Source organism: Peribacillus sp. FSL K6-1552 (genome assembly GCF_038005205.1).
Taxonomy (GTDB): domain Bacteria; phylum Bacillota; class Bacilli; order Bacillales; family DSM-1321; genus Peribacillus; species Peribacillus butanolivorans.
This window is the reverse complement of the sequence record NZ_JBBOST010000002.1, coordinates 77,844-95,510: the sequence shown is the minus strand read 5'-3', so window position 1 is coordinate 95,510 and position 17,667 is coordinate 77,844. Positions and strand designations below refer to the sequence as shown.

At 34.0% G+C, this 17,667-nt stretch carries 18 protein-coding genes; 14 read left to right on the top strand and 4 right to left on the bottom strand.

Annotation, left to right across the window (positions count from 1 at the left end):
• Positions 1 to 99 precede the first annotated feature (99 nt).
• Entirely contained in the window at positions 100 to 741 is a 642-nt protein-coding gene (locus NST21_RS28465) for an acetyltransferase (RefSeq protein ID WP_340892815.1), read from the bottom strand.
• On the bottom strand, positions 738 to 1,763 hold the full coding sequence (locus tag NST21_RS28460; protein WP_340892814.1) for an SDR family NAD(P)-dependent oxidoreductase: 1,026 nt from the start codon (positions 1,761 to 1,763) through the stop codon (positions 738 to 740). Before NST21_RS28460 ends, NST21_RS28465 begins: the two co-directional genes overlap by 4 nt.
• A gap of 462 nt (positions 1,764 to 2,225) precedes the next feature.
• Here NST21_RS28460 and NST21_RS28455 point away from each other — a divergent pair, with 462 nt between their 5' ends.
• The 14 genes from NST21_RS28455 to NST21_RS28390 all read left to right on the top strand — a co-directional run bounded on the left by NST21_RS28455 (position 2,226) and on the right by NST21_RS28390 (position 15,440).
• The gene (locus NST21_RS28455; protein WP_340892813.1) at positions 2,226 to 3,344 is read left to right on the top strand and encodes a DegT/DnrJ/EryC1/StrS family aminotransferase; all 1,119 of its coding nucleotides are present in this window, start codon (positions 2,226 to 2,228) and stop codon (positions 3,342 to 3,344) included.
• On the top strand, positions 3,341 to 4,387 hold the full coding sequence (gene neuB, locus NST21_RS28450) for an N-acetylneuraminate synthase (protein WP_340892812.1): 1,047 nt from the start codon (positions 3,341 to 3,343) through the stop codon (positions 4,385 to 4,387). The genes NST21_RS28455 and neuB overlap by 4 nt, the downstream gene beginning before the upstream one ends.
• Positions 4,380 to 5,540 carry a UDP-N-acetylglucosamine 2-epimerase gene (neuC, locus tag NST21_RS28445; protein WP_340892811.1) on the top strand — a complete coding sequence of 387 codons (1,161 nt, stop codon included), beginning with the start codon at positions 4,380 to 4,382 and terminating at the stop codon, positions 5,538 to 5,540. Before neuB ends, neuC begins: the two co-directional genes overlap by 8 nt.
• A gap of 391 nt (positions 5,541 to 5,931) precedes the next feature.
• Complete coding sequence (locus NST21_RS28440) at positions 5,932 to 7,419, top strand: CDP-glycerol glycerophosphotransferase family protein (RefSeq protein WP_340892809.1); 1,488 nt, start codon at positions 5,932 to 5,934, stop codon at positions 7,417 to 7,419.
• Positions 7,420 to 7,537: 118 nt separating this feature from the next.
• Positions 7,538 to 7,651: a hypothetical protein gene (locus tag NST21_RS28435; protein WP_340892807.1), complete on the top strand. Its 114-nt coding sequence runs from the start codon at positions 7,538 to 7,540 to the stop codon at positions 7,649 to 7,651.
• An 83-nt stretch (positions 7,652 to 7,734) separates the two neighbouring features.
• Positions 7,735 to 8,448, top strand: coding sequence for an acylneuraminate cytidylyltransferase family protein (locus tag NST21_RS28430; protein ID WP_340892805.1), 714 nt, complete (start codon positions 7,735 to 7,737; stop codon positions 8,446 to 8,448).
• Entirely contained in the window at positions 8,441 to 9,241 is an 801-nt protein-coding gene (locus NST21_RS28425; RefSeq protein ID WP_340892803.1) for an SDR family NAD(P)-dependent oxidoreductase, read from the top strand. Before NST21_RS28430 ends, NST21_RS28425 begins: the two co-directional genes overlap by 8 nt.
• The gene (locus NST21_RS28420) at positions 9,235 to 10,155 is read left to right on the top strand and encodes a Gfo/Idh/MocA family oxidoreductase (protein WP_340892802.1); all 921 of its coding nucleotides are present in this window, start codon (positions 9,235 to 9,237) and stop codon (positions 10,153 to 10,155) included. Before NST21_RS28425 ends, NST21_RS28420 begins: the two co-directional genes overlap by 7 nt.
• The gene (locus NST21_RS28415; protein WP_340892801.1) at positions 10,139 to 10,963 is read left to right on the top strand and encodes an SDR family oxidoreductase; all 825 of its coding nucleotides are present in this window, start codon (positions 10,139 to 10,141) and stop codon (positions 10,961 to 10,963) included. The genes NST21_RS28420 and NST21_RS28415 overlap by 17 nt, the downstream gene beginning before the upstream one ends.
• Before the next feature lie 16 nt (positions 10,964 to 10,979).
• Positions 10,980 to 12,449, top strand: coding sequence for a UDP-N-acetylglucosamine 2-epimerase (locus NST21_RS28410; protein WP_340892799.1), 1,470 nt, complete (start codon positions 10,980 to 10,982; stop codon positions 12,447 to 12,449).
• 20 nt (positions 12,450 to 12,469) lie between these two features.
• Entirely contained in the window at positions 12,470 to 13,432 is a 963-nt protein-coding gene (locus tag NST21_RS28405) for a Gfo/Idh/MocA family oxidoreductase (protein WP_340892798.1), read from the top strand.
• Positions 13,417 to 14,379 carry a Gfo/Idh/MocA family protein gene (locus NST21_RS28400; RefSeq protein ID WP_340892796.1) on the top strand — a complete coding sequence of 321 codons (963 nt, stop codon included), beginning with the start codon at positions 13,417 to 13,419 and terminating at the stop codon, positions 14,377 to 14,379. Before NST21_RS28405 ends, NST21_RS28400 begins: the two co-directional genes overlap by 16 nt.
• A 623-nt stretch (positions 14,380 to 15,002) precedes the next feature.
• Positions 15,003 to 15,140, top strand: a complete 138-nt coding sequence (locus tag NST21_RS28395; protein WP_340892794.1) for a hypothetical protein — start codon at positions 15,003 to 15,005, stop codon at positions 15,138 to 15,140.
• Between the two features lie 135 nt (positions 15,141 to 15,275).
• Positions 15,276 to 15,440 (top strand): DUF1540 domain-containing protein, encoded by a 165-nt coding sequence (locus NST21_RS28390; protein WP_340892793.1) that lies wholly within the window; start codon positions 15,276 to 15,278, stop codon positions 15,438 to 15,440.
• Positions 15,441 to 15,566: 126 nt separating this feature from the next.
• Here the strand turns inward: NST21_RS28390 and NST21_RS28385 are convergent, their stop codons facing one another.
• Both NST21_RS28385 and NST21_RS28380 read right to left on the bottom strand, forming a co-directional pair.
• A complete protein-coding gene (locus tag NST21_RS28385; RefSeq protein ID WP_340892790.1) occupies positions 15,567 to 15,815 on the bottom strand; it encodes a hypothetical protein in 249 nt (82 codons plus the stop codon).
• 450 nt (positions 15,816 to 16,265) lie between these two features.
• Positions 16,266 to 17,018 (bottom strand): NUDIX hydrolase, encoded by a 753-nt coding sequence (locus tag NST21_RS28380; RefSeq protein WP_340892789.1) that lies wholly within the window; start codon positions 17,016 to 17,018, stop codon positions 16,266 to 16,268.
• Positions 17,019 to 17,667: the final 649 nt, after the last annotated feature.

Sequence of the window (17,667 nt, the reverse complement as noted above, 5' to 3'; positions counted from 1 at the left end):
TTATATGAAATAATTGGAGTTAATGTTATGGATAAATAGTGGAATTCGAAAAATATAAGATTAATAGCTAAGAAAGATTAAATCTAAATGCTTTCCTTACTATTGCTTGTCCTCTAAAGATTTTATTACTTGAGCTGGAACACCATAGGCCAAGCTATAATCAGGTATATTTTTTACTACCACAGAACCTATCCCGATGATACAGCCTTTTCCTATTTTTACATGGGGTGCCACAGAAACCCCAGTCCCTAATTCAGTTTTTGCTCCAACTGAAACATGACCTGCTAACCGGGATCCCGGTCCAATATTTACAAAGTCACCTATCATACAATCATGATCAATACTTGTCGAGGTATTGATAATACATCCTCTACCAATTTTAGCAGACGCATTAACTACTGCCCCTGCATTTACAAAGGTACCTTCATCTATCGTAGCAGAAGGGCTAACAATAGAGTTCGTGTGAATAATGGAAGGGGTAATTAGTTTTTTTTGTTCTAACTGTTTTAGCTTTTTTTCTCTGATGGTGATATCTCCAATCGCTACATGCCAGCTATCAATAAAAGTTTCATGCAAATGAATCATTTTTTCTGCATCTAAAACGATGGGATATGAAAGGAAAAAGGGGTGATCTGGAAGTTCTCTTGAAAAACAAGTAACCTGAACATAATGACCGTAGGATTTAATGGCTTCAAGAACTACTTTGCTGTGACCTCCAGTGCCGATTATTCCCCACTTCATGTTCGGTCAATATCCTTAAGTATTTGGAGAACTTCCTTCTGATTAATTAGATTAACTTTATCTGATCGATAATCAGATAAGTATGACTTTTTGAATAGGGTTGTATCGGGGGGGGTAGGTGAAATCACATACATCTCTTTGTTTTCATACATATTTTTAAGTTCCGAGTCCAGTGCTAATTCTTCGAATAATTTTTCTCCTTGTCTTATTCCAATGATTTGAACTACAGGTTCTTTTACTTGTTTTTGTTTTGAATACTCTTTTAAGCCAACTACTAAATCTGAAAGCTTTAGAGCTTTCATTTTAAGAATGTATATTTCTTCGCCCTCAGCATAAAAGCCTGCCTTAATAGTGAGCAGAACTGCTTCATTGATCGACATAAAAAAACGTGTCATTTCAAGGTCGGTAATTGTCAAGGGTTCTTGATTTATAAGCTGGTCAAATAGGAGCGGAAAGACAGAACCGCGTGAGCCGAGAACATTCCCAAAACGAACGGAAGTGAACTTTGTATGATGATTATTTAATTTTAAATTAGCCTGCTTAAATAATTTTTCTGCTAAAAGTTTTGTTACCCCCATGGTGGTTGTCGGGTTGACTGCCTTATCAGTACTAATATTTATGACTTTCTTAACTCCATTATTTATAGCAGCTTCAATAATATTTAGACTTCCTAAAAGATTTGTTTTTATAGCCTCATCTGGATTTTCTTCGCATATAGGTACCTGTTTCAATGCAGCAGTATGAAAAATATAATCTACCCCTCGTGATGCATATTCCACTCTCTGGAAATCGCGAATATCTCCTAATAAATAATAAATGTTATTAAATTCTTTCATTTTTTTTTTCATTAAATATTGTTTGCTATCGTCTTTACTATAAATAATGATTCTTTTAGGAGAATATTTGACTAGTTCCATTACGATTTGACTGCCAATTGAACCAGTGCCGCCAGTAATGAGAATGACTTTATCGTGATAATGATCATATAGTTCCGGATTAACATATAAAGAAGAACTTTGCATAATAAAAACCTCCTAATTAATACGACTTGGTAATAACTCTCATTTATCATATTATGTAAATCTATAGAAAAAGGCGTTAGTGAATACAAACATTTTGCCAAGTAAACTATTAAACAGTTTGGGAAATTCCTTTTAATTGAAGAATAATGAAATGATAATATTTTTACTAGGGTAAACAGATTTTATGAGAAATATCGAAGGAGTTTTAGCATTGGGGATGATCCTTTTTTGGATACCTTAGGCTTTTGGGTGAGCCAAAATGACTCATTTTAATATAATAAAAAGACTTCAGTTTTACGTTAATTACAAAACTCATTAAAGGGTTGAATGACTAGTAAAAGTATAGCCAATAGGTCCTTAAATAAAAAACATCGGATTCTGATCTGAGTGTTTTTAGAGGTTTGAGTCCACTAAAAATAATTCTAGAATAAGCCCTTATTTAGAATAGAAAGGAGAAAATAGGTGCAAATTCCATTATCTAAGCCTGATATAACTCACCTAGAAAAGACATATGTGATGGATGTTTTGAATTCAGGGATATTAAGTTTAGGAAACAAAGTTATCGAGTTTGAGGAGAAATTTCGAAATTTATTAAACGTTTCTTATGCAGTAGGAATGAATAGTGGTACAAGTGCTCTGCATGTTGCAGTTAAGGCATTGGGACTTAAGGAAGGTGATGAGGTCATTACGTCACCGTATAGTTTTGTGGCTTCTAGTAATTGTTTACTCTTTGAAGGAGTAAAGCCTGTTTTTGTGGATGTTCATCCTGATACAACCGTTATGGATGAGCGATTAATAGAAAAAGCAATTACGGATAAGACAAAAGCCATTTTAGTTGTCCATATATTCGGTCACCCTTGCAATATGGATGAAATTGTTAAGGTAGCTAAAAAATTTAATTTAAAGATCATTGAGGATGCTTGTGAAGCAATCGGGGCTACCTGGAATGGCAGACTTACCGGAACCTTTGGAGATGTAAGTGTATTTGCCTTTTACCCCAACAAACAAATAACGACAGGTGAGGGAGGAATGTTAGTTACGAATGATGAACAAATATATAACATGGCAGCCAGTCTACGAAATCAGGGTAGAAGCATAAGCAATGAATGGTTAAGTCATGAAAGGCTCGGATACAATTATAGACTTTCAGATATCCATGCGGCTATAGGAGTTGCCCAAATGGAAAGACTTCCAGAAATCTTAAAAAAACGAGAGAAGGTTGCCGAACAATATCATAAGCTAATAAATGAATACCAGGTTCCAGTGATTTACTTAAAAAATCATCAACATGCAACGATTAGCTGGTTCGTGTATCCTGTATTGCTTCCTGAATATACGAATCGAGATAAGGTGGTGGAAGAGCTTCATAAAAAGGGCATTCAGTCAAAACCGTATTTCCCATCAATACATTTACAACCTTTTTATAAAGATCTGTTTCAAACAAATGATGGTGATTTTCCAGTCTGTGAAATGTTGGCAAAACGATCTCTGGCAATTCCGTTTTTTAATGATTTAAGTGAAAAGGAACAAAAATATGTTATGACAACTCTGTTAGATATATTAACGAGGGATACTCAATGAAACTAGAATTGAAGCATATATTGATTGACCGTGACAGTCCAACATTCATTATTGCTGAAATCGGAGTAAACCATAATGGGTCATTAGAATTGGCTAAAAAATTAGTGGATGCGGCCATTGATGCAGGTGCAGATGCCGTGAAATTTCAAATGTTTGACACCGAAGAATTGACAACAAGACAAGCGGATTTAGCAGAGTATCAAAAAAAGACGAAGGAAAAAAACCAGTATGACATGTTAAAGAAATTAGAGTTGTCATCTGCCGAATTCATAGATCTAAAAAAATACTGTGACAAGAAAAATATTATTTTTTTAGCAACTCCTTTTGATTTGAAGAGTGTTGATTTTTTAAACGATTTGGATATGTACGCTTTTAAAGTGGGGAGCGGTGACCTTACGAACTACCCCCTATTAAAACGTATTGTTGAAACAGATAAACCAATTATTCTTTCTACGGGAATGTCTTTAATATCCGAAATTGACCAAACCATCGCCTATTTAAGGGGATTAAAAGAAAACTTACAAATTAGTATTCTCCATTGTACCTCCAGTTATCCAACTCCCGAGCAACAAATCAATTTAAAAGTCATTAACGATTACTTAAATAGATATCCTTATGTGATCGGCTACTCGGACCACTCAATCGGGACCCATATTCCTATTGCTGCAACTGCTTTGGGTGCAAGGATTCTCGAAAAGCATATAACCCTAGACAATACCTTACCGGGCCCGGATCATTTAGCTTCTATCGATATAAAGGAATTCAAGGAAATGGTTCAATTAGTGCGATTAACGGAATTATCCCTTGGTTCCGAACAAAAGCAGTTAACGGAAAATGAAAAAAGAGTGAAACCTTTAGTAAGGAGAAGCCTTTATTTAAAATCAAATGTCCCCATCGGAACCGTCATTTCAGAAAACGATCTTATCGCTCTTCGCCCGTTAGCTGGAATAGAGGCTAATGAATTTGAAAAAGTAATCGGGAAAGTCTTAAGAGTTCAAAAAAAGAAACATGAACCGTTATCATGGACTGATTTCAATGACTAAAAAAGAAGTTCTATGTGTTACTGGTACAAGAGCAGACTACGGAATTTACCGTCCTCTTTTGCTTAATCTTGAGAAAGACCCAGCATTTACCCTCTCCCTTATTGTTACGGGGATGCATTTGTTGGAGGAGTATGGGGGGACCATTCAAGAGATTAAGAAAGATCAACTAAAGATATCAGCAACTCCTTCCATATTAGTGAAAGGAGATAATAAGGCTTCTATGTCCCAATCGTTGGGGTTGGGAATAATATATTTTTCCGAAATTTTAAAGGAGAAGAACCCTGACTTTTTATTAGTCTTAGGGGATAGAGGAGAAATGCTTGCTGCTGCAATCACAGCGCATTATTTAAATATCCCTATCGTCCATTTTCATGGAGGAGAAATTAGTGGGTCGGCCGATGATTCAATTCGTCATGCGATTACAAAATTAGCACATCTTCATTTTGTTTCTACTGAAAAGTCCTATCGTACCTTGCTTCACTTAGGGGAGGAAGATTGGAGAATACACGTGATAGGCAGTCTTCGAAAAACTGAAATCACTCAGATGAAAAATCAGTCCATTTCTGAAATTGATTTGTTCAGGAAAAAATATTCTATTCAATCTAATAAAAATCTCCTGATAGTGGCTTTTCATCCGGATTCCCGTGATCCTGTCCCTGTTGAAAAACAAGTGGAAACTCTACTTCGTTCATTAAAACCATTTTGTCATGAACAATTAATCTTTATTGGGGCAAATAGTGATGCAGGAGGGGATCTCTTTAATCAAAAAATAAAGGAATTTTGTCACTTTAATAAAGCTGCCACATCTTTTTATTATTCAATACCGCAAGAGGATTATTTGTTTCTTTTAAGTCAAGCGAACATATTGGTTGGCAATTCGAGTAGTGGATTGATAGAAGCCCCCTTTTTTAATCTCCCGTATGTCTTAATAGGAAATCGGCAAAAGGGAAGAGAACGAGGGAGTAATGTAGTAGAGACTCCCTATAATGAGGCTCAAATTATCGAAGCAATAAAAGCTGTTTTGCTAACGGAAAAGAGAATTAGTTCAAATCCATATGATACTGTAAAATGTCCGGAAACTCAGGTTATTAAGGTATTAAAAGAAATGACAATTGATAAATGGATGTTAATCAATAAAAGCTTTAATAAATAAAACAAATGGAGGTAATTAAGATTGTATAAAGGGAAAAAAAATTATCGCTTTAGTACCAGCAAGAGGAGGAAGCAAAGCCGTTCCTTATAAAAAATATACAACTTCTTTGTCAAAAGCCCCTTATTGCTTGGACCCTTGACCTAGTAAAGGAAATTCCTGAAATCGATAAAGTCTTTGTAAGAGGAAATTTCTAAATACGATTAAAGCGTTAATTTTTCGAGGTTGGAAAGGACTTCAATTAAAAATCTACCCTTTTACTCGTGGTAGCTATAAGCAGAGTATTAAAGTTCATGTAAAATAGTCCAAACTTCATCACAAGTATAAAAATGATTTGAACTTTATTTTAGCAAACATGTAAACTTCTTCAGGTTACCATGTAAGGAGAGAAAACTTGATTTATGAGCAGGAGGATTATTTAGTGTATGGGGAAAATGAGGTAAATAACTATCATTTATTGAAGTATTCTTTATTATATGATTTTTTTGTTAGCTTTTCTTCGATTAAAATTTATGGCTTACCATTAGCACAATGTTTAGCGGCACAATTTTTAGTCCATATACAACCATTTGTTGATAAGAATCAGGTAAATCAAAAATTAATTAAAAAATTTCGTATGCAAAAAAACTTTGAGACAATGGGAGATATTAATAAAACACTATTAGCCTTCGATAATATTTCTCAAGTATCGATTCAAAAAAATAAGAAATCAATGCTGCTTTCTGATGATTATTATGCGTTTGCGGTTGATCAACTAAAAGAATATGAAGTCACATTATATGGTGTTCTTCATAATGAAAATCATACTAATCTACCAAAGCAGTTTAAAAATTATCTATTTAGAGAGGAAATATTGAAAGTTAATAACCAGTTGGTTAAGCAGGAACAAGCCCTTCTAAAAAAACAGGCGGATGAAAAGGTAATGAACCTACCGCAGCATTATTACTTCAGTACATCGTCATTTCAACAATGGTTTTCAAAAGCGTGTATTAGCATCGTTAAATGGGTTTATATTTTAGACAAGTTAATTTTAAAGACGAGACCATCTGTGATTATAATTCCTGCTGAAGCAAGTCTTTATGGCTTTATACTTGGACTACTTTCGAAAAAATACCAAATTCCATTTGTCAATATGCCAATTTCAGCAATTGGAGATCGTTCCATAATTCCTTCAAGAGCCGACTATTATTTTGTCTGGGGACAAAATCAAAAAAACTGGTTTATTAAGCGAAAGATTAGAGAGGATACGATTACTGAAACTGGAAATGTGAAATTTTATTATGAAAAGAAAAAACCGGCTAGTTTAAAAGAATCTCTTTATGGAAAATTTAACATTCCAAGTAATCATTATATCTTAGGTTTCACCTCACAACCGTTTCAATCAAATGATAAGATTGAGGAATGGATAGATGCAATACCGAATAATCTCCCGATAACCATATTAATCAAAAAACATAGGTTTGATCAGTACAAATACCCGTCAATAAACAAAAATAAGAATGTTAAAATCCTACCTAGGCATTATCCATTATACGATTTTTTATATAATGTAAATTGTTTAATGACCATCTCATCCACTACTGCATTTGAAGCTGCCCTCTTAGATAAACCACTGCTAATTCTTCAACCTAGTATTCCCTACCATTATGTAATAAGTAATAATCAAAACAATACTTATTTTGCACAAGCTCAAGCAGGGGAAGTAATAGAAAATGAGACAGAATTAATTCAAGCGGTAACAAAAGTAACAACGGATCCAAGCTATGTTAGTCATTTACTAAAGAAAGGAAATAAATTTCTGTCAGAAACAATTATTACTGTAGATCAGGCACCTATTCTAGCGAAAAATAAAATAGAAGAAATTATTATGAAACAAACATAATTGTTAGCATTATTTGGATGGAGATTTGTAAAAACGGTAAAGGGAAATTTCAAGGGAGGAAAAATTTTTAAGTTAAAGGATCCCGATTTTCTTGTTAGTTTTAGGGGATAGAGGTGAAATGCTTGTTGCTGCAATCACAGCCTATTATTTAAATATCCCCATCGTTCATTTTCATGGCGTGAAATTAGCGGATCGACGGATGATTCAATACATCATGCAATTACAAAATTAGCGCACACATACATTTTGTATCTAGTGAAAAATCTATCGTACTTTACTTTAATAATAGATAAAACCAGTGGGGGGTGAATAAGAATGTATAAAAACAAAAAAATTATTGTTTTAGTACCAGCGAGGGGAGGAAGTAAAACAATCCCCTATAAAAATATAAAACTGTTATGTCAAAAGCCCCTTATTGCTTGGACCCTTGATTTAGTGAAGGAAATGCCTGAAATCGATAAAGTTGTCGTATCTACTGATGATGTAAATATTTCAATCGTTTCTCAATATTTTGGAGCTGAAGTAATAAAGAGACCTGACCAATTATCAACAGATGATTCTATGTCTATAGATGTAGTCAAGCATACAATGAACGTAATAAAAGAACAGGAAGAAACCTATGATATTATGCTTTATTTGGAACCTACCTCTCCTCTTCGTTCAAAAGAAGATATCTATGATTGTTTAGATCTTCTCATTGAAAATAATCAAGGGTATACTTCAATAGCAACTTTTTCAAAGGCTGAATTAAATCCAATAAGGGCCTGGGCTTTAGATGGTACAAGTCCAAAAACATTTATCGAACATGCAAATCCATTTTTGCCTCGTCAAAAGTTACCTAAAGCATACCAGCTGAATGGTGCCGTTTATGCCTTTTATCTAAGCACAATAAATGAAGAAAGTAAAATTTTTCTTGATCAAAATACAGGTGGAATTATTATTCCGAAAGAAAGAGCCGTAGATATTGATGAAGAAATAGACTTTTTGTTAGCGGATATGCTCATGGAAAGGAGAAGAAAAAATGAATAATAGTATTCAAAATTTATTTTCTCTTAAAGGGAAGGTAGCTTTTGTGACAGGCGGGGCAGGTTACTTGGGAACTTCTATAACCGAAACACTTGTTGAGTTAGGGGCAAAAGTAATAATTGGAAGTCGTAACCTTTCAAATTGTGAAGGAAAATGTAAAGAATTAGAAAGTAATTTAAATTTAAAAGATCAGCTGTTTGCCATGGAGGTGGATGTGACTAATTCAACTAGTATAAGTAAAGTCTTTAAAGATATAGAAGAGAGCTTTGGACAACTAGATATTCTTGTTAACAACGCTTGGTCAGGCAATAAAAATTCATTTGAAAGTATTTCAGAAGAAGATTGGCAATACGACATAGATATGAGCTTATCCTCTGTTTTTAGATGTGTAAAAACAGCTTTACCATTATTAAAAAAATCTAAAGGAGTCATTTTAAACATTACCTCTATGTATGGACATACTGCTCCAGACTATAGAATTTACGATGGTGAAGAATTAACAAACCCTCCTAGCTATGGAGCTGCAAAAGCAGGTGTGATACAACTTACAAAATATATGGCTAGCTTTCTTTCCCCCTATCAAATTCGAGTAAATTGCTTAAGTCCAGGTCCTTTCCCTCATCCAGCTACACAGAAAAATAAACAATTTGTGAAACAACTTGCAGAAAAAAACCCTTTAAATAGAATAGGTGAACCCCATGAAATTAAGGGAGCAGTGGCTTTACTCTGTTCAGGTGCTTCAAGCTATATAACAGGACAGAATGTATGTGTAGACGGGGGATGGGCCATTTGGTAACAAAACTCGGCATAATAGGGTTAAGTCCTGGAAACGGTCATCCTTTTTCTTTTTCAGCAATCATCAATGGGTATGATGATGAAAAAATGAAAGAATCTGAGTGGGACGTTATTTATAGATACTTGAACACAAAGGATTTATCAGATTTTGGAATACTTGATGCAATAGTCACTCATTGTTGGACACAGGAGGAAGAGTTAACAAAAATATTGGCTGGAGCTTGTAATATTGATCATGCCGTTAAAAGAATAGAAGACATGATTCCGGAAATAGATGGTGTCATCATTGCAAGAGATGATTATGAATCCCATTATCCGATTGCGAAGCTTTTCCTTGAAAAGGATATCCCTGTTTTTATTGATAAGCCCCTAACCTTGAACGTAGAGGAACTTTCATATTTTATCCCGTTCTTAAAAACAGGAAAGTTAATGAGTACTTCTAGCTTTAGATTTTCTGATGAAGTATATATGGCTAAAAAGAATGTTAATCATGAGCAATTGAATTTTTTTAGAGGTTCCATTGTGAATGATTGGGAAAAGTACGGTGTCCATTTAATTGAAGGTTTTTCGACTTTAACGAGTTTTGAGCCAACAGTGGTTGAATATCAACCTGGACTAATTGATTCTTATTTAATTTACTTAAAGAATCAAGACGTGTTACAGATTAATTGTCTAGGTAATATGAACCTATTATTTAAAATGGAAATATTTAATAAAAATCAATATATTACATTTGATGTCAAAGATAACTTTTCAATGTTTAAAAGGATGTTGTGGCACTTTATACGCTCTATCAAAACAAGAAATCCTGTTATAGATGACCGAGTTACTGTTAATATTATGAAGGTTTTAATTGCTGGTAACATCTCAAAATCAGAAAAAAGGCAGGTGTCAATTGATGAAATCGGACTATAGTAATCTTTTTTCTTTGAAAGGGAAAAATATCGTTATAACAGGAGGACTGGGCTATCTAGGGAAAGAATGTGTAAAAGGATTAGCGCAACATGGGGCCAATTTAGCGATTGTTGATCTTGATAAAAAAAAGACGGAAAGTTTCGCTAAAGAAGTTGCGGAAAAATATAATATTAAAGCAATCGGAATATCTTGTGATGTCTCGGTTGAAGTTGAAGTTCAAAAAATGATCGAACAAGTAACGAATGTTCTAGGCAACATCAATGTACTTTTTAATAACGCAGCTACCAAGTCAAGGAACCTAGATGCCTTTTTTGCCCCATTTGAGGATTATTCTCATGAAGAATGGAAAAAGATCATGTCTGTCAATTTAGATGGGATGTTCTTAGTGGCGAAAAATGCAAGTAAACAAATGATAAAAAATGGAAAAGGTGGTTCCATCATTCAAACTGCCTCTATTTATGGTGTAGTTGGACCAGATCACCGGATTTACAATGGAGCGTACTTTTTGAATCACGAAATTAATTCACCCGCTGTTTACTCAGCTTCAAAGGCAGGGGTAATCGGATTGACAAAATATTTAGCTACTTATTTGGCTGTACACAATATACGCGTCAATACATTAACTCCCGGTGGACTTCAAACAGGACAAAACGAGGAGTTCATCCATAATTACTCGAATAGAGTCCCTCTTGGTCGTATGGGTTTAGTTGAGGAGATGGTAGGAGCCGTTATATTTATGGCTTCAGATGCTTCAAGTTATATGACTGGGCAAAATATTATTGTAGACGGTGGATTAACAGCATGGTAAAGGAGGGGTCTTCTAAATGTACGGTGAAATGGAAGTAAATGATTATCACTTGCTAAAATATTCTTTGTTATATGATTTTTTTCTGTACTTTTCTTCAGTGGAAATTTATGGCTTGCCAATAGCGCAATGTTTGGTAGATAAATTTCTTGTGCATATTCAACCATTTGTTGATCAGAATCGCGGAAATCAAAAACTTATTAGTAAATTTCGTAAGCAACAACTATTTCAGACGATGGGGGATATTAATCAAAAATTAATAGCCGTTGAGAACATTTCTACGGTAACTATAAAAAAAAATAAGAAATCTATACTCCTTTCGGATGAATATCATGCTTTTGCAGTTGATCAGCTAAAAGAATACCAAGTGACATTATATGGAGTTCTTCCTAATAAACATCAAAAAAATCTCCCAAGGCAGTTTGAAAGTTTCCTATTTAGAGATGAAATGATGAAAATAAATGGTCAGATGGTTAATCAGCAAAAAAGGCTTTTAAAAGTACAGCTGGATCAAATGTTAAGCTCTAGCCCTCCTCACTATTACTTCAGTACATCATTATATAAACAATGGTTTTTAGCAGCCTGTATGGGGATCATCAAGTGGGTTTATATTTTGGAACAATTAATTTTAAAAACAAGGCCAATCGTTATTATAAACCCTGTAGAAGCAAGTGTTTTTGGTGGAATTCTAGGGCTGCTTTCAAAAAAATACCAAATACCGTATATTAACATGCCTACCATGTTAATTGGAGACCGATCAATCACTCCTTCTAGAGCCGACTATTATTTTGTATGGGGGAAAAATCAAAAAAACTGGTTATTAAGGCGAAAGATTAAACCAGAAAAGATAACTGAAACCGGAAATATAAAATACTATTATGAGATGGAAAATCACGCTACTACAAAAGAATCGTTTTATGAAAAACACAACATTCCAAGTAATCATAAGGTTTTTGCTTTTACATCTCAACCGTTTTTAAATACAAATGATGAACTTGAGCAATGGATGTTAGATATACCAAGTAGTCTTCCTGTGACTATATTAATCAAAAAACATAGAAACGATAAATATGAATATCCATTATTAAGCAAAAAAAAGAATGTTAGAATATTATCGAATGATGTTCCATTATACGAATTGTTATCTCAAATAGATTGTTTGATGACCATATCCTCTAATACCGCAATTGAAGCTGCTCTTTTTGCTAAACCGCTTCTCATCCTACAACCTAACATCCCATATCATTATCAATTAAGTCACAATCAAATCAATGCACACTTAGCAAAAGCTCAAGCTGGAGAAATTATAAATAATGTGACAGACCTAATTCAAGCCGTAAAAAAAGTAACAACCGAGCAGAGTTATGTAGATAATTTAACAAAAAAAGGAAAAAAATTTCTGTCAGAGACGATTTTAACCGTGGACCAGGCTCCTATTCTAGTGAAAAATAAAATTGAAGAAATAATATTGAAACAATCGCAATCGTAAATAGGGGGAGAACTGAAAATATGTTTAAAGTTTTAATCATAGGTAGCGGAAATATAGGATACAGACATTTCGAAGGACTGCTCAAGACAGATTTATCTCTCGTGATTTATGTAATTGATCCAAACGTAGAAGCTTTAAATCGTGTGCAGAAGTGTTATGAAGAGTCTAATTCAGAGGAGAAAACTTGTTATTTTTTTGAATCTATAAAAGATATTCCAGATCAAATGGATCTATGTATCATAGCTACCAGCTCAAAAGTTAGATTGGAAGTTGCTGAAACTTTATTAAAAACTACTTCAGTGAAATATTTGATTTTAGAAAAAGTGCTATTCCAAAAAGAGAGTGACTATGATCAAATGTCATCTCTTCTTAAAGAATACAATGTAAAAGGTTGTTGGGTGAACTGTCCCTTACGAACTTTTCCAATATTTAGGGACTTGAAAGAGAAAATCAAAACTAGTTTAAGCTATTATATTGAATATAGAAATTTTGGGATTGGTTGTAACAGCATTCACCAATTAGATTTATTTTCCTTTTTGACAAATTGTCTAGACCTGAAGATTGAAACGAGTAAATTGGAAAATGTAGTTGAGAGTAAAAGAGAGGGATATTTGGAGGTATTGGGAATATTAACAGCTAGTACGAATAAGGAAGATACATTGATCATTTCTTCAAATATCGAATCAAGTCCTAGGTATTTTATGAAATTGAAATTTAACGAAGAAATTTGGACGATATTCCCTTTGTTGGAGAGAATCACGGTAGAAGGCACTCAAAATAATGAAATTATAGAAAAGGTTATCAACTATCCAAAGCAAAGTTCAATTACCTCTCTTTTGGTAACTGAATTATTATTACTTGGAAAATGTTCTCTTCCGGATTATGAGACATCTAAAAAATTACATGTAAACTTGATTAAAAATCTAAATACTTTCTTTTCAAAGGTTTTAGACCATAAGGTGATAGAATGCCCAATCACTTAAGGCCAATACTTCTTGTAGGTGCAGGAAATATGGGAGCTGAATATGCAAAAGTTTTAAAGCAAATGAATCAATCATTTCATGTATTCACAAGATCTGAGAAAACAGCTCTTCATTTTCAAGAGTTGATTGGAAAGCAGGCTTCATTTGGAAATCTAGATCAAATACTGCATGAAAAACATTCATATGAAAGGGCAATCGTGGCAGTTTCCGTAGAACATTTAAAAGAAGTCGCAATTACTCTTATGCAAAACGGTGTGAAAGAAATATTGCTGGAAAAACCAGGAGCAGTTAGTGGTGATGAATTAATAGAATTGCAGGCAGTAGCTCAAATATTTAATTCAAAAGTATTTATTGGATACAATAGAAGGTTTTATGAATCGGTTAACAAGTTGCTTTCGTATGTCACAGAAGACAATCCTATTCGCTCGATACATTTTGATTTTACAGAACTTAGCAAGCAAATAGAAAAAAGTAAAAATTCAAATGAAGTGAAAAAAAATTGGCTAATCGCCAATTCTTCACATGTCATCGATCTAGCATTTTTTATTGCTGGGAAACCAAAGGTAATACAATCTTTGTCCACCAATCATTTAGCTTGGCACCCTGAAGCCGCCATCTTTACAGGCTCTGGAATGACATACAATGATGTATTGTTCAGTTATCACGCGAATTGGAAATCACCAGGTAGATGGGGAATTGAAGTGATGACTGACCAATACAAACTTATTCTTCAACCACTCGAAAGATTATTTATAATGAAGCACAATTCCTTTCATATAGAAGAAGTATCTCTAATAAATCATCATGATACAGAATTCAAACCTGGAATTTTTAAACAGGTACAAGCTTTTCTTACTGATAAAAGGTACTTAGTCGAAGTGTCAGAGCAGATACAAACCGTTAACAGGGTTTACAACGTAATATTATTTGGACATAAACAAAAATAGAATCATAATGTGGTAAAGAAACACTCTACTTAAGTAGGGTTGAATGTCAATAACTTAAAAAAAGTTTTCGTCTAAGAATAGGAGTAATCCGAACAAACCTATTACTATTCAAGAAATAAAAGTCATCCATCTAATTTGTGACTTTTATTTGGGGATGCTACTTTTCTCTCAAATATAGAGGGGGGAAGGAGGTAAGGGACGATCAGTTTCAGGAAGGACCTTGTTAATTTAACAATGGTGCTTCCTTATTTGGCTTGTGTATGGACTCTTTATATTCACCATTGAGATATACCACAATGTAAAAAGATGAGTCCACTTACAAGATGGAAAACCTTGTTTTTCATTTCTCTCATTCAGACAGAAAAAGTATACGATTCTTATTATCTAGTTCCTCTCATGCAGTGACAGACCAAAAACCAATAGTTACCTTTCTAAGGAAAAATGACTTGGCACTTGAATTGATTCAAGACTATCCATCTTCTCGTCTATGTGCTAGTTGACACCTGGAATACGAGTGAAAAACTTATAGGCTTGTAGCGAAAAAGGATTTCATGTCCTAGATGGAGTACAAATGAATCCTAAAGTCTGTCCTCTGGCCAAATAGCAAAATGGAAATCTTACCTATGCAACCAGGAGGTGTTAAGGAGACCTATGCAGATATTTCCGATTTGCATGCTGATGTGGGATTCTATCCTGCAACAACAGTAGAAGAAGGTTTAACACAGTTTGTAAATTGGTACAATAAGTACTATATAAAATAAGAAAATAGGAAGTAGAAAGAAGTGAATAAGTGAATAAAAAATATTGATGGAATCTCTACTTCAGTCAGTAAGGATAAAACCGCCCGTATCTCACCTCAACTTTGTTAATGATAACAAAAGAGGAGGTGAGATACTATGGCTCAAGATGTTCTGTGTGAAGTCGATAACTGTACCTATTGGGGTTCTGGAAACAAATGTAATGCTGATGCTATTTATGTAGTAAGTCATAAGGGTAAACAAGCATCTAAAAATGAAGAAACAGATTGCAAAACATTTAAACCAGAAGTTAAATTTTTTTAAAGGGTAACCAATATTTTGGTTATCCTTTACTATTTATAGTATTGATAATAACTATCATTTTCATTCACATTTTTTGAATTACTTTTATTTTTATATCTGGGCTATGCTAAGGTATTCCAAGAAGAGTTATGAATGAAACTGTATCTTTTTTTTGTTTTTAAATAGCAGGAAATGGGCATTTTCTACTTTTTCTTCTATGTAGTCGAGCGAATAATCACCTAATGGATCAGATAAATCGCCAATTGCCCGAGCTAGGTTATCTATTACTGGTATTAAGGTATCAAACTGTCTTATCTCTTTCCTTGCATTCATCTCATCCATGATATCATGAGCTAGATATTGGATTCGACGTAAGCGCATTTCTTTTGTTTGCATGATATACTCATCTCCTCTATATACCACTTTATTGTTGTCTAAATATATGGCAAATAATTGGAGTTTATGAGGAGATGATTGAATGGCCGATTGAATTATATAGAGCTCGCTATCTCCATTCCTCGATGTTGTGCACCATCACGTAGACCGTGAAACTACGGGTTAAATATTACATTGATATATTTGAATGTATTTTACATAAATTAAGGTTTGTTTTTTCTTTGAGAATTATTAAGGTAGCAGTTCTAAGTTTATCAAAATTCGATAAGCATCCGTTTTAGTTAATTGAAGAACATAATTACTTATATATTATAAAAAGAACTGTTGTTATTCATTAAGAAGTCAGGAACATAACCTCAATCATGAAGGAGTTTTTCTTTTTCTTTCATCTTTGATTTCATGATTTCTTTTTCATCAATTTTCTTTTTCACTGTAGCTTATTTGAATTTTTCAATCATACAGCCTATTTATTAATTTATAGGGTCGTACCTTAAATGCCTCGTATGGGATGCATTTCCCTGTCATTGCATCCTTCAGCCTTGATTTATATTTTTCTCGAGTAACATATGTCCCTGCGTTTGATAAGTCAATTTTAAAGAAACCGGCTTCCTTTGTTTCAGCCGAGGTTTTTAACTCTCCTTCGCTGTATTTGCCAAGGAATACAACAGAAACGGTATTTCCGTTCGAATACACCCCTGAAACCCCATGCAAGGTTACCTCAATCCCTGTTTCTTCAAAAATCTCCCTGCGCAGGGCGGAGTCTAGTGTCTCACCTTCATCAACTGCTCCGCCTGGCAACTCCCATGTGTCAGCTCTCCAATAGGTTTTAACCAACAAAGCTTCGCCTTTTTCATTCGTAATATAGCCGCTCACTGTAACTGTTTGCCTTGGATCATGATAGGATCCTGTCGGTACCAGAAAATCCTGTTTGCTATCTAGGTAGAGGTTTCCTAATTTATTGAGCTGAGTTTGCGCCTTTTTGTGCATCTCATCCTTTTTCACACGTTCTTCTATTTTCATATATTCTTCATAGCTTGGGTACTCCCACAAGGTGATAATCTCATCTTTATTTTCCGTAATCCAGCGGCCGACTAACTTCGCACCATTTTTCAGCTGATTAGGCAAAAGATAGGCATGAAAGAATCCGGTAAATAGACTCACTTTTTCAGGCAGTACTTTGTATGTTTCTCTTCTATATAACATGTTTTCTCCCCATTCGATATTTATTTTCGCCTCGAAGTATGTAGACCCAATGCGAAAGTCTGTTTTACACCGTGATCGTTAAAGTCAGACTAACGGTTGGGCTCTATGGTCCATTGTGCTTCGATCTACTTCGCCAACCATTTAAACAGATAGTTATGGGATGAATTTTGAATATATGCCAGAACATACTTGGCATTGAGGTTATTTTGGAGTGTTGGGAGCTATGATATCAGTTGGATCTGTAATGTTGTTATGGTTTTGGCGTAACGGTTGATTTAAATGATAACCAAAAAATAAAAAGCCGATGCTAAATTATGCAAACACTTTTTATTTTTTCAGAGTGTAGCTGCTGTAGTAGTTGATATAATAATCGAAATGAAATTGCCACAAATAATGCAGATGGATAATCTTGAAATGGAATCGGAACTTTCAGAACCTAAAAACCTATCAGCATTGTTGGTAAAGCTGTTAGCCAATAAAATAAAGAAAGTTAAATTAATCTGTTTTTAAAAAAATATAGACATCGGTGCAAAGAAACGGTTTACCGTAAGGACAGTTCTCTCTTATGAACTCCCATGAAAATTAAATTCGGCTCAAAACCAAAAAAAGGAGCACAAAACTAGAGTCAGAAAAACATTTTTTAAAAGTG

What these genes read in the sequence shown, in the direction of transcription:
- NST21_RS28385 (WP_340892790.1), bottom strand. Translation starts at nt 15,815, where the DNA reads ATGCAAACAAAAGAAATGCGCTTACGTCGAATCCAATATCTAGCTCAT.
- NST21_RS28425 (WP_340892803.1), top strand. Translation starts at nt 8,441, where the DNA reads ATGAATAATAGTATTCAAAATTTATTTTCTCTTAAAGGGAAGGTAGCT.
- NST21_RS28410 (WP_340892799.1), top strand. Translation starts at nt 10,980, where the DNA reads ATGTACGGTGAAATGGAAGTAAATGATTATCACTTGCTAAAATATTCT.
- NST21_RS28390 (WP_340892793.1), top strand. Translation starts at nt 15,276, where the DNA reads ATGGCTCAAGATGTTCTGTGTGAAGTCGATAACTGTACCTATTGGGGT.
- NST21_RS28400 (WP_340892796.1), top strand. Translation starts at nt 13,417, where the DNA reads ATGCCCAATCACTTAAGGCCAATACTTCTTGTAGGTGCAGGAAATATG.
- NST21_RS28415 (WP_340892801.1), top strand. Translation starts at nt 10,139, where the DNA reads ATGAAATCGGACTATAGTAATCTTTTTTCTTTGAAAGGGAAAAATATC.
- NST21_RS28430 (WP_340892805.1), top strand. Translation starts at nt 7,735, where the DNA reads ATGTATAAAAACAAAAAAATTATTGTTTTAGTACCAGCGAGGGGAGGA.
- NST21_RS28465 (WP_340892815.1), bottom strand. Translation starts at nt 741, where the DNA reads ATGAAGTGGGGAATAATCGGCACTGGAGGTCACAGCAAAGTAGTTCTT.
- neuC (WP_340892811.1), top strand. Translation starts at nt 4,380, where the DNA reads ATGACTAAAAAAGAAGTTCTATGTGTTACTGGTACAAGAGCAGACTAC.
- NST21_RS28435 (WP_340892807.1), top strand. Translation starts at nt 7,538, where the DNA reads ATGCTTGTTGCTGCAATCACAGCCTATTATTTAAATATCCCCATCGTT.
- NST21_RS28380 (WP_340892789.1), bottom strand. Translation starts at nt 17,018, where the DNA reads ATGTTATATAGAAGAGAAACATACAAAGTACTGCCTGAAAAAGTGAGT.
- NST21_RS28405 (WP_340892798.1), top strand. Translation starts at nt 12,470, where the DNA reads ATGTTTAAAGTTTTAATCATAGGTAGCGGAAATATAGGATACAGACAT.
- NST21_RS28460 (WP_340892814.1), bottom strand. Translation starts at nt 1,763, where the DNA reads ATGCAAAGTTCTTCTTTATATGTTAATCCGGAACTATATGATCATTAT.
- NST21_RS28395 (WP_340892794.1), top strand. Translation starts at nt 15,003, where the DNA reads ATGCAACCAGGAGGTGTTAAGGAGACCTATGCAGATATTTCCGATTTG.
- neuB (WP_340892812.1), top strand. Translation starts at nt 3,341, where the DNA reads ATGAAACTAGAATTGAAGCATATATTGATTGACCGTGACAGTCCAACA.